This window comes from Paenibacillus sp. 79R4 (assembly GCF_013393165.1).
Lineage (GTDB): Bacteria > Bacillota > Bacilli > Paenibacillales > Paenibacillaceae > Fontibacillus.
On record NZ_QJOT01000015.1, the window covers coordinates 51634 to 63119 of the forward strand.

Genomic DNA, 11486 nt, shown 5'->3' on the forward strand with positions numbered 1-11486 from the left:
CCCTCCTCGATGTTCTGTCATTCAGATAAGCGTTTAATCGCTTCACGGGCGAGAAAATCACAATGATTGTTCAATTCATTATCGCTATGTCCCTTAACCTTGATGTACTCCACCCGATGGATGCCCATTAAACGCCATAATTCCTGCCATAGATCCTTGTTCTGGGTCGGCTGATTTTTGCTGTTCTTCCAGCCATTCCTCAACCAGCCCTGAATCCAGCCCTGCTGGAAGCAATTGACCACATAAGCAGAATCACTGTACACCTTTACCTTGCATGGCTCCTTTAGCTCGGCAAGCGCCGAGATCACAGCCTGGATCTCCATCCGATTATTTGTGGTCAGCTTCTCGCCGCCGGACAGTTCTTTGCGATGCCCTTTATATAAAAGAATGGCTCCCCATCCCCCTGGGCCGGGATTCCCCGAGCAAGCGCCATCCGTATAAATCGACATTTCCTTCACGTTTCTCCCTCCAGCTTTGGGCAGTAACTGAGCTTCAACACAGCCGAATGCTTCTTGTTTCTAAGCCGTGTAAAATCCCTATATAATAGAAAAGCATATCCAGTCCCCTTTTGCAACGGGTAGCCAGACATGCCTAAAAATATCAATATTGGATATTCTTTATAAAAAAATCAAAAAACGCCTAATTTCTTATGATCCTGACAAGGATTGAACAGCAGCAATGCTAAGCTTCTGGAACGCCTCCAAAAATTTGCTGGCGCCGTACCCCAAAGTCTCATACAAAGGTGCGATTGCTTTATTATGTTCGTCTCCGGCAATCACAATTTTGCAAACCTTGCGCTGTTTGAAACGCTGCTCCATGCCGCTCACAAGCCCGGTTGCTATACCTTGACGACGGTAATCCGGATGAACAACCGTACGGTAGATACAACCTACATTATTGTCGATTGTACCGATCAAAACACCAACGATTTCCTCGTCCACTTCAGCAATTACAATTAAGTCTGAGTCCCAAGACAATTGCCTGGCAAATGCCCGCTTTGTGTCTTCACAACAATCTTCCGATAAGGCCACTTGCAAAAGCTCCATCACTTGATTAGCATCACTCAACTGAAAGGAACGAATACGCATGCTATGATCTCCCTTTTCTTTTCGCAAGATAGATTATGTAAAAATGTCCTCCCATTTTTACAAAACTGAAACAATTGAAATCAGACAAAAATCGAGAAAAAATACTCTCTTTGTCCATTAAAGCATATTTATCGTGGAAATACACCATTTTTCTTCTGAAAGCGCTTTATATTAAGCGTTTACATTGATTTAACCCTCATTTATTTCCATTAACGGAAATGAAACTGTTTTAATCTGCTTGTTTAATAACCTATCTCTCATTTTAACACTCTACTTACAATGTCTATTATACCTCTGAAAGAAACAAATTTTTGTTCAAATTCAAAGTAACAGCCTCATTGGTTTAATCCATTTGAGGATCATCTTTAATTTATTGGCAAATTACACATACTAATGAATGAACCGGCAGGTTAACCATAGATCTCGCCCAATCACACCATGGATGGAGGAAATAATTAATGGACAATAACCATTCGAACCTTAGCAATGATCCACAGGAGCTGCTCAAAGCCAAACATAAACAGGATCAGCATAAAGCACAGTTCACTAACTTCGCCCGTAATGTCAGCGGTGATACGCCTGTCGATTCAGGCCAGGCCAGTCCGGACCAGCACCGTGAGCCGGATCAGCAGAATACGATGAAAAGTGTCGAAAATCGCATGATTGGCGACTAAAGAAGTTTCTACTCTACCTGCGCCATATACGCGGCTATGGGCTATGAATGAATACGCTCCGTCATAACAAGAAGCAGCCTCGGCTGAAGACATTCATCGAATGTCCTGCCTGGACTGCTTCTTGTCATAACCGGCGGCGGTCTGGCTCTGCGCCAGCCTTATCTTGTAGAGAAGTATTGGTTCAGGATGCGAATAAAAACATTAGGGAAAGCCAGCTCTCCCATATCCTTCTTCGTAATCCAGCGATATTCGGCCCGGTCAGGATCTGGGCTCAGACCGTTCACATTATCATCCGCTTCATAAGCCGAAGCGGACTCCGCCACGGCCGTCAGCTCGCCGCCACGGCCATTCACCTGCTGGAAGCGAAAGACGCGCATATTCCAATGAATATGGCTGAATGTATGCNCCGCTTCCATCAGGGCTCCCTCCGNGGCGGCCAGTACGCCCGCGCCGCCTAGTGCAGCAGCGAGCCTGTCCATCGCCGGGCCGTCCGGCAGGCCGGCCCCTTCACCGGGCTCCGCCGCTGCGGGGATGTGGGGCAGCTCCCACATTCTGGCGAGCAGCCCCGAATCCGGGCGCCGGCGGACGAGCACACGCCCGGACTGCTCTCCGTCGCCCTCGACCAGGGCGACGAGCCGATACTCCGGCCGCGGCGGCTTCGCCTTGCTCTTCACCGGCAGGCGGTCCTCCGCCCCTTCCAGGCGGCCGGCGCAATGCACCATCACCGGGCAGATCAGACACTGCGGTGATTTTGGGGTACAGATCAGAGCGCCGAGCCCCATCAGCGCCTGATTAAAGTCACCGGCACGTCCCGGAGGAATCAGCTCGGTGGCCAGATCCTCCATCGGCGTTCGCGTACCGATCTTCATAATATCTTCCTCAATTAAGAAATACCGCGACAGAACGCGCATACCATTGCCGTCTACCGCCGGTTCCGGCTGATTGTAGGCGATGCTGAGGATAGCTCCCGAAGTATAGGGGCCAACCCCCTTCAGGGCCGATACATCCTTCTTGTTATCCGGCACGATCCCGTCGTGGCGTTCCATCACCTGCCGGGCCGCTGCCTGCAAATTACGAGCTCGCGAGTAATAGCCAAGCCCCTCCCAGCATTTCAATACCTCTTCCTCCGGCGCCTCCGCCAGAGCCTGGATCGTGGGAAATCGCTCAATAAAGCGCTGAAAATACGGGATTACCGTATCGACCCGCGTCTGCTGCAGCATAATTTCCGAGACCCATATATAATAAGGATTGCGATGGCGCCTCCATGGGAGATCGCGCTTCGCGGTCTCATACCAGCCCAACAGTTCTTTGCTGAAATACAGCTTGCTTTCCTTGCTCTCCTGCATAATTGCGTTGCTCCTCCCCTTCTTATAAACCGCCGTATTTCCCCATCCTCTCCACCACGGCGAAAGCGGAGGCCAATTGTCGCTCATGCGTAATGCTGATATGCACCACATAATGGTTCGGACCGGATAATCCGAGACGCTCCCAGGCTTCAGACTGCAAATATACCGACGGCTTACCGTTTGCGTCCGGTACAACCTCGATATCCTTAAATCCAAGCGTCTTGCCAATCCCGCAGCCAAAAGCTTTGCTGACCGCTTCTTTGGCCGCGAAGCGGCCGGCAAGAAATTCAGCAGGGCGCTTGACCCTGCCCGGCAGTTCATACTCAGCAGATGTCAGTATCCGCCAAGCGAACTTGTCTCCGGCACTACTGTCCAGCATCTGTCTGATTCGTTCGATTTCAACCACATCATGGCCGACTCCATATATCAACAGGATTCCCTTCTTCCTCATCTGCCTGATTTCATGCCAATCATAGCCTGTCCTCCATCCCTATGCCCGGGCTAAATACAAAACATTCAACCGGATGTTGGAGATGTTAGAGCCATATTTTCATGATTCCAACGTTCATCCTTGCTTGGACTACCCACATTGTACAGGGAAGCCATAATGAAGGAAAGCCTGTTGAAAATTATCATGCTATAATCCAGTTAAATTTGAAACTCGTACACAGTCATCTGTTTTGCGTGCAAAAGCAAGAAACGTCAAGAGGCTCGATCCGCCCTATTCTATACTTAGAACATAGACCGGTCTGGAGGAAGTTCATGAACAATCACAACCTTATCTCACGAAGTATCGACTATATTGAGGAACATCTGGAACAAGATCTTAGTTTAAAAGGAATCGCCCAGGCGATGTTTTACTCGGAGTACCATTTCCATCGCACCTTCCAGTATTTTATGGGCGAGACCGTTTCGAATTATATTCGCAAACGGCGCCTGTCCAATGCCGCTGAACTGCTGGCCTATACTGACCGTAAAGTGCTGGATATTGCGATTGAATGCGGTTTTGGTGCTCATGAGACCTTCACCCGAGCGTTCCGCAAAATGTACGGTATATTGCCTTCAGACTGCCGTAAGCAAGGCTTTCCACCCTTTATCGTGCCAAGAGCAGTCCCCCTGCTGTCGGACGAATCTATTACATTGAATTGGAGTGATTATCGTATGCAGCCCCGTATTGAGACATTGCCCGCAATGAGAATTATTGGCTTCTCGCTGGCTACGTCAACGATTGACGGCCAGAATCACAAGGAAATACCTGTATTTTGGCAGGACTATATGCGCGAGCAATGGAGAGATCGCGTTCCCGGCAAGAAAAATCCTAATGTCGAGCTTGGCGTATGCACCGCCATCGATGAAGACGGCTCCTTCCGTTATATTATCGGCTTTGAAGCAGATAACGAAACCGCCGTACCGGAAGGATTAGTCGAGTACTTTATCCCTGAAGCAACCTATGCGATCTTCACCACGCCTCCTGCGGATAACGAGCAATTCAGCGCAGCTATCCAAGGGACATGGGGGAACATCTTCCGTGATTGGTTCCCTGGTTCCGGGTATGAGCAAGCTTATGCGCCGGATTTCGAATGGTACGACGAGCGTTGCTGGGGTGAGACCAATAAGGTGATTGATATTTACATTCCTGTTCAGCCAGCCGCTGGCCAACAAGCTAACCCTTAATATTTTATAGAAAAGCAGTTCTTCGCCTGCCTTCACACAGCGGAAGAACTGCTTTCTTTTTAATAAGATGGCCGCCATCTCCAGTCGATAAAACATGTAAAAAACCGCCTCTGCACAGTACCGGGCAACCGGAGCAAGGGGCGGTTTGAAGCATTTCTATCGCGGAGTACTTATTTGCAAAAACGATCGAATGCACTCGTCAAATCCGCAGCGATCTCTGCCGCAGAACGATCCTCGATCTGATGACGCTCGATAAAATGTACGAGCTCCCCATCTTTCATCAGAGCGATCGATGGCGAAGACGGAGCGTAAGGCGCAAAGTATTCCCGTGCTTTTGCCGTTGCTTCCTTATCTTGACCAGCAAATACGGTGAACAGCTGATCTGGCAGCACTGCATGCTGCAGAGCTTGGGCTACGCCTGGACGGCATTGTCCGGCTGCACATCCACATACCGAGTTCACTACAACCAGCGCGGTTCCTGCAGCTGTAGGCAATGTTGCTGCAACTTCCTCAGGCGTTCTAAGCTCCTTAATCCCCAAGGTTGTCAGCTCGTCACGCATCGGTTGAATCATTTCTCTCATATATTGATCATATGACATTGACATATATCTTCACTCCTCATAACCTATTGTGTTGCAAATATGATTAATATCACTTCAAACTATAATTAATTATACATTTCGTCATCAGGAAAGCAACAGCTACTATGCAGCCTAAGCCTCGATCCGCTCGGAAACAAATGGAAAAAATACGATAAACGTCGTTCCCAATCCTTCTTCCGATTCAACGTGGATTCTCCCGCCATGCCGCTCCATAATGCTTAGGCATAGCGACAGACCCAGGCCTGTTCCCTTGCTCTTCGTCGTGAAAAACGGCTCGAACAGCCTCTCCTTCTGGGCTGGCGGAATTCCTGGGCCCGTATCCGTAACATACAGTTCAACGCCCTCTGGCTGCAGCTTCATTTCCAGTGTTAATTTGCCCTTCTCTCCCATCGCCTCCATGGCATTGCGGCCAAGGTTGAGAATGAGCTGCTTGATCTCTTTATGATTAAGCATTAGAAGCGGCGCGTTCTCATCGAGGCGCACTTCAATGCTCTGTCCCCGCAGGTTGGCATCCGCCCATAATAGCGGAGTCAGCTCCGAGATAATCTCATCCAATCGATACATCTCCATCTTGACGACCCGATTCTGGGCCAGCGACAGGAAGTCATTAATGATCCCGTTAGCCCGATCCAGCTCCTCCATCACAATGCGGTAATAATGCTCTAATGAGGCCGGACTTTTCTCCCGCATCAATTGCAGGAAACCGCGAACGACGGCCATCGGATTTCTGATCTCATGCGTAATGCTCGCCGCCATTTGCCCGACCAGACCCAGACGCTCCACATGATTTAATTCCATCCGCAGCGCCTCCAGCTCCGTGATATCCTGTACGATAATAACAGCTCCGATGTTCTCATTGGTATGCATCTTCGTAATCGGGGAAGTGGTCGCATAGAAGACGCGGTCAGCGCTTTGCAGGATTTCCGATGTTTTGACGTTCCCCTCCAGCGTCTGCTCTGCCCGGGAGGCGATGATTTCAAAATCGAGGCCCTGCATGACCTTCTCCATCTCCTTCCGGATCAAGTCATCACGCGTCCCACTGGGACGGCTTAGACGATAAAATTGAAGAAATGCATCGTTGACGGACACAATTCTCCCTTTTTGATCCAGCAGAGTAATACTCAGCGGTGCAGCATCCATCATCTGCTGCAGCGTCTCTGCCTCGCGGAAATATTTTCTCGATAAATGCATAACCTGCTCGCGCAGCTTCTCCTTCTCCATCGTCGTCTCTATTATATGTACGAACAAGCTTCCAGCCAGTACGGATACCAGAATATTGGAAATAATCGTTACGATCGCGCCCAGCTCAACCTTTATTTCTTCTATAATATAGGGTGATACGGTGATAACAATCTCTCCGATAGCAAAGATAACTGTTAATACAACCACTTTGCCGCGGCGGCTAATTCGCTTGAAATAATTGGCGTTTAATAGTACAAAGGGATAGAGGAACACCTCTGTCTCCAGCAGAAACTCCAGAACCGTAAACCTTACGGCATAGAGCGGATAGAGCAATAAATACAGAACGGCAAGGATAATCCCTTCCCTCAGTTTGCCGTACAGCATGAGCGCAAAGAGCGGCAATATCCCAAAGTTGATCGGGATCCCATTCCATACATAGCTAGGGAACAATGAGCATAACAACATGCTAAAGGTACATGTATAGGTCAATCCCATGGAGTAAGCCGTCTGATAGGCTTGGCGGCCATTGGGCTGAGGAATTCTAGAAGATTTCTCATACAGAAGCGGGAACAAAAAAGCAGGCAGACAAGCAATCAGGAATTGCAGCAGAATCTCCCTGAATTCAACCATCTTCTCCCTCCTCAGGCGGAAGAATACCAATCTATCATTGATTAAAGCATAGCCGACAAAGTTTTACAATATTTCTTATTTCAGATATCACTAACCCTTTTTTAGAATGTCTATAATATGTGATATCCTATAAATTATTGTTGGGTTGCCACAAATGGGAGCAATACTTCGAACAAAAATTCAAATAGATCGATGTGTTCTTATCAAAAATGAACTTTTTGAACTACCTTGCAAAAAAGAAAGGAAAAATAGATGAGTAAATATGAAGTTATTGTAATTGGTGGAGGACCCTCGGGCCTTATGGCATCGATTGCCGCTGCAGAACAGGGGGCTTCCGTAGCGCTGGTTGATAAAGGAGATAAGCTCGGAAGAAAGCTGGGCATTTCCGGAGGCGGCCGCTGCAACGTAACGAATATCAAGGAAATCGATGAATTGATCCAGTATATCCCCGGCGGCGGAAGATTTCTCTACAGCGCCTTCTCCTTGTTCAGCAATCGTGACATCATCGCCTTCTTTGAGAGTTTAGGAATTGCATTGAAGGAAGAAGACAACGGTCGGATGTTCCCTGTATCGGATAAGGCCAAGACCGTTGTTGATGCACTGGTCGGCAAGGCCAGATCACTCGGAGTGAAGCTGCTTACACATCATCCCGTTCAAGAGGTAATGTTCGCGGAGGAAGGAGTCCAGGGAATCAAGCTCACAACAGGTGAACCAATAGAAGCCAAATGCGTAATAATAGCTACCGGCGGAAAATCTGTCCCGCATACCGGTTCGACGGGGGATGGCTATCCATGGGCTACTGCGGCAGGTCACACGATTACAGAATTATACCCGACCGAGGTCCCCATCGTCTCCAAGGAGCCTTTTATTACGGACCGAAGCGTGCAAGGGCTGTCGCTGCGCAATGTGAAGCTCTCGGTGCTTAACGCTAAAGGCAAAGCGGTCGTCGCGCATCAGGGCGATATGATCTTTACCCATTTCGGCTTGTCCGGCCCAATCGCTCTGCGCTGCAGCGGCTTCATCCGCAGCGTCAAGCAGAAGAGCGGCAGCAACGAGGTGAAGCTTGCGCTTGATCTGTTCCCCGAGATGTCTCAAGCCGGATTGGATGCCTATCTGCGCGGACTTCTTACCGATGAACCGAAAAAAACGCTAAAAAATGTGCTCAAAGGTACGATTCCGGAGCGGCTGCTTCCCCTTTTGTTCGAACGAGCCGCCCTTTCCGGAGAGACGACCTATGAGCACCTGCCTAAGGAGCCTTGGTTTGCCTTTACAGCGATTCTAAAAAGCTTCATGATTCTGGTCACAGGAACCCGGCCCTTTGAAGAGGCCTTCGTCACTGGAGGAGGAATTCATCTTAAGGAAGTCAGCCCGCAGACGATGGAATCCAAGCTCATGCCCGGACTGTTTTTTTGTGGTGAAGTGCTCGATATTCATGGCTATACCGGCGGATATAATATTACGGCTGCTTTCGCCACCGGGTATACCGCCGGGCACCATGCCGGCTTGCTGGCGCAAGGCCACTGAGGGGCCGCTTTTGATCACGAAGTAGTACGGAAAGCTTACTCAGCATAAATCCTGAAATCAATCGCGCCTGTGCATAGGCTTACGAAGCTTATTGATATTTCTCCGGAAACATCAATAAGCTTCGGTGCTGACAACCGTTCCTTGGAACATCTATTCTTGCACTTTTCTGCGCCTTGAACTCATGGAGAAGAAACGCCACAGCACAGGAACCACCAGCAAGGACACGGCAGGTCCAAGCGGGATGGCTGCCAGCAGCCCCCAGCCAGGGGTGAACAAATTCATACAAAGCCCTGCCGTAATAACGAGAATGGCGGGAAATAACAGCAGTCTCATTGTCCTGGGTGCACAAATAAATTCCAGATTCTCGTCCTTCGGCAGTATGAGCAGTAATTTTACCTGATAGAACGCACGCCGCTGCGAATTCATCCATTGGAACAATAACAGGATCAAGCCGAAATAGACTAATAGATTGACTGGGTAAGGCGGCAAAAATACAGCCGTAAATCCGTATATTGTAAACTGCACATATAATAGAACTTCGCGGCCACGGAAGAAGGACTTAACCGCCGCCTCCGTAACGCGATCATGCACCTGCCGCTGGCGGATAAGATGTCCGCTACGGCGGAACAGCCATGGACGCGGCTTCGTCTTCACCGGCCTTTCAACAGAGGGCTGCAGGATCATGCCGGTCAGCTTCGTCCGTTGTCGTTCCTCCTCACGAATCGCCGCCTCAAACCGCCCTCGGAGCATTACCCTCCGTCGAATCAACCCCACGGAGGCCAAAACATAACACAGCAGTATAATAATGCTGATCTCAGGCCGCAATTCGATACACAGTACAGCAGCGATATAGCTTGCTAAGAGCACTCCGATACCAATAAGCCCCAAGAGAGTTCGTCTCAGGCCCGTGAATACAACAGCAAGCAGGTTGGATAGCAGCAGGTATACAGCATTCATGCCATATGTAAGGACAAAAAGAATGACGATCTTTTCGTTCCCCATCCCGTAAATCCGCCACAACAAAGGCAGCAGCAAGACTGCTTCCACCAGAATGACGACTATTCGCTGCGCCAGCGCCAGTGAGATGGCGCGCAGCATGATTCCCCGCACCCATTTGGGATGCTGTTTCAGAAACAAAACATCCGCCGCTTCAATATACAAAACGAGTCCGCCGAGCAGCAGCGTCAGGAGGATTAATGCCACAGGCACAGTCTGGAACGGCAAACCGGTCAGCCAGTTCGGCAGCTCGTCCTGCCATAAACCATAATAAACTCTCCCCAGCAGCAAAAGCCCCGGGATGCCGATATACAACAGAACCACGCCATCAAAAGCCGTGCGCAGCACGCCGGTCTGATGGCGGATATAGTCAAGCCAGCGCCTTCTGAACAACGATCCGGCTCGGGTGGCTGAGCTTATTTTGTGCATAGTCCCCATCTTCTCAAATCAATCCTCCCGGTTACAGCATTTTAAGTCAGGGCATTGAAGCAATCGAATAGAGTTCCCTCCGGCAAGGAAGCCGCGCGGCGAATATCCGCCAATTCCCCGCTCACCACGATTCTTCCGTTCGATACAAGAACAAAATCATCGCATATTCGCTCAGCCGTATCAAGCACATGCGTACACATCAGCACGCCCGCGCCGCGGTGCCTTTCCTCTTCAAGCAGCTCAAGGAAGTCCCTGGTAGCTCTGGGGTCCAGCCCGACAAAGGGCTCGTCTACAATATAGATATCAGGACGAATCAGAAAACCGATCATCAGCATCATCTTCTGCCGCATGCCTTTGGAGAAGCCGTCCGGCAGGTGATGTTTGACGTCCGTCATGCGGAACCGTTCTAACAGCGCGTTACCTTCCCTCTCCAGCACCGTCCCGTTAACCCCATAGACCGCCGAAGCGAGACTTAAATGCTCCCAGAGCGTTAACGTCTCATAGTAGACCGGCTGCTCCGGGATGTATGCATAATGGTTCCCCGCTTTCGTGAAGTTAATGGTTCCCTTCATTTCCGCAAGCAACCCCATAATAGCCTTAATCGTCGTGCTCTTGCCCGCCCCGTTCGGACCGATCAAACCCGTGAGCTGACCGGATTTGACTGCAAATTTGATTTGTTCAATCGTAGAGTGATTGCCGTCATATCCGGCCTTTTCAATATTTATCTCCAGCAATGTATCCGCCACTATTGCTTTCCCACCCTGCTTAATAAATTAAGGTTGCCTGTTTTTATTTATTATACGCCCTGAACCAGCCTTCGTTTCATAGGCGGCCTGCCTCAGAAACCGTAACCCGCGTTTATAAGGCCAAAATAAAAGGCCTCCGGGATTCCAGAGGCCTTCTTCATTATAACTTATTTTATGGCGATAACTTCGATTTCTACAAGTCCGTTCTTCGGCAGTTTGGCAACCTGTACAGCACTCCGGGCCGGATACGGCTCCTGGAAGAAGGTCGCGTAAACCTCATTGACCGCCTGAAAATCATTCATATCATGAAGGAATACGGTTGTTTTAATTACATGCTCCATCCCATAACCTGCCGCTTCCAGGATCGCCTTTACGTTGGACAAAGATTGTCTTGCCTGTTCCGCAGCAGTGGGCGGAAATTCACCGTCGGCATTCATGCCAAGCTGTCCTGAAGTGATCAGCAGATTGCCGAATTGAACGGCTTGGGAATAGGGGCCGATGGCGCCTGGCACCTCAGGGGTAGCGATTGTTTTTCTTTCTTGTTGTGTCATATGGGTTCTCTCCTTTATTAGCGCATGAGACTGCGCATTCTATA

The 11486-nt window shown here is 49.5% G+C and carries 12 protein-coding genes; 3 read left to right on the forward strand and 9 right to left on the reverse strand.

What is annotated here, in order from left to right; all coding sequences use genetic code 11:
- Positions 1 to 17: 17 nt before the first annotated feature.
- The gene (gene rnhA, locus DMN77_RS19050) at positions 18 to 458 is read right to left on the reverse strand and encodes a ribonuclease HI (RefSeq protein ID WP_179016027.1); all 441 of its coding nucleotides are present in this window, start codon (positions 456 to 458) and stop codon (positions 18 to 20) included.
- Positions 459 to 647: 189 nt separating this feature from the next.
- Positions 648 to 1088: a GNAT family N-acetyltransferase gene (locus DMN77_RS19055; protein WP_068779704.1), complete on the reverse strand. Its 441-nt coding sequence runs from the start codon at positions 1086 to 1088 to the stop codon at positions 648 to 650.
- A 458-nt stretch (positions 1089 to 1546) separates the two neighbouring features.
- Between DMN77_RS19055 and DMN77_RS19060 the strand changes: the two genes are divergently transcribed.
- Entirely contained in the window at positions 1547 to 1762 is a 216-nt protein-coding gene (locus DMN77_RS19060) for a hypothetical protein (protein ID WP_068779703.1), read from the forward strand.
- 158 nt (positions 1763 to 1920) lie between these two features.
- Here the strand turns inward: DMN77_RS19060 and mutY are convergent, their stop codons facing one another.
- Together mutY and acpS are read right to left on the reverse strand one after the other, a co-directional pair.
- On the reverse strand, positions 1921 to 3108 hold the full coding sequence (gene mutY, locus DMN77_RS19065) for an A/G-specific adenine glycosylase (RefSeq protein ID WP_179016028.1): 1188 nt from the start codon (positions 3106 to 3108) through the stop codon (positions 1921 to 1923).
- Between the two features lie 22 nt (positions 3109 to 3130).
- Positions 3131 to 3538, reverse strand: a complete 408-nt coding sequence (gene acpS / locus DMN77_RS19070; RefSeq protein ID WP_179016029.1) for a holo-ACP synthase — start codon at positions 3536 to 3538, stop codon at positions 3131 to 3133.
- Between the two features lie 332 nt (positions 3539 to 3870).
- Here acpS and DMN77_RS19075 point away from each other — a divergent pair, with 332 nt between their 5' ends.
- Positions 3871 to 4782: an AraC family transcriptional regulator gene (locus DMN77_RS19075; RefSeq protein WP_179016030.1), complete on the forward strand. Its 912-nt coding sequence runs from the start codon at positions 3871 to 3873 to the stop codon at positions 4780 to 4782.
- A 170-nt stretch (positions 4783 to 4952) separates the two neighbouring features.
- Here the strand turns inward: DMN77_RS19075 and DMN77_RS19080 are convergent, their stop codons facing one another.
- Both DMN77_RS19080 and DMN77_RS19085 read right to left on the reverse strand, forming a co-directional pair.
- Entirely contained in the window at positions 4953 to 5387 is a 435-nt protein-coding gene (locus DMN77_RS19080) for a BrxA/BrxB family bacilliredoxin (RefSeq protein ID WP_068779698.1), read from the reverse strand.
- 108 nt (positions 5388 to 5495) lie between these two features.
- Entirely contained in the window at positions 5496 to 7196 is a 1701-nt protein-coding gene (locus DMN77_RS19085) for a two-component system sensor histidine kinase NtrB (protein ID WP_068779697.1), read from the reverse strand.
- A 252-nt stretch (positions 7197 to 7448) separates the two neighbouring features.
- Between DMN77_RS19085 and DMN77_RS19090 the strand changes: the two genes are divergently transcribed.
- Positions 7449 to 8720 (forward strand): BaiN/RdsA family NAD(P)/FAD-dependent oxidoreductase, encoded by a 1272-nt coding sequence (locus DMN77_RS19090; protein WP_068779696.1) that lies wholly within the window; start codon positions 7449 to 7451, stop codon positions 8718 to 8720.
- Positions 8721 to 8870: 150 nt separating this feature from the next.
- Here DMN77_RS19090 and DMN77_RS19095 read toward each other — a convergent pair whose 3' ends face one another.
- From DMN77_RS19095 to DMN77_RS19105, 3 genes are all read right to left on the reverse strand, one after another.
- Entirely contained in the window at positions 8871 to 10145 is a 1275-nt protein-coding gene (locus DMN77_RS19095; RefSeq protein ID WP_179016031.1) for an ABC transporter permease, read from the reverse strand.
- 41 nt (positions 10146 to 10186) lie between these two features.
- Positions 10187 to 10891: an ABC transporter ATP-binding protein gene (locus DMN77_RS19100; protein WP_372776215.1), complete on the reverse strand. Its 705-nt coding sequence runs from the start codon at positions 10889 to 10891 to the stop codon at positions 10187 to 10189.
- Positions 10892 to 11058: 167 nt separating this feature from the next.
- Entirely contained in the window at positions 11059 to 11442 is a 384-nt protein-coding gene (locus DMN77_RS19105; protein ID WP_179016032.1) for a RidA family protein, read from the reverse strand.
- Positions 11443 to 11486 lie beyond the last annotated feature (44 nt).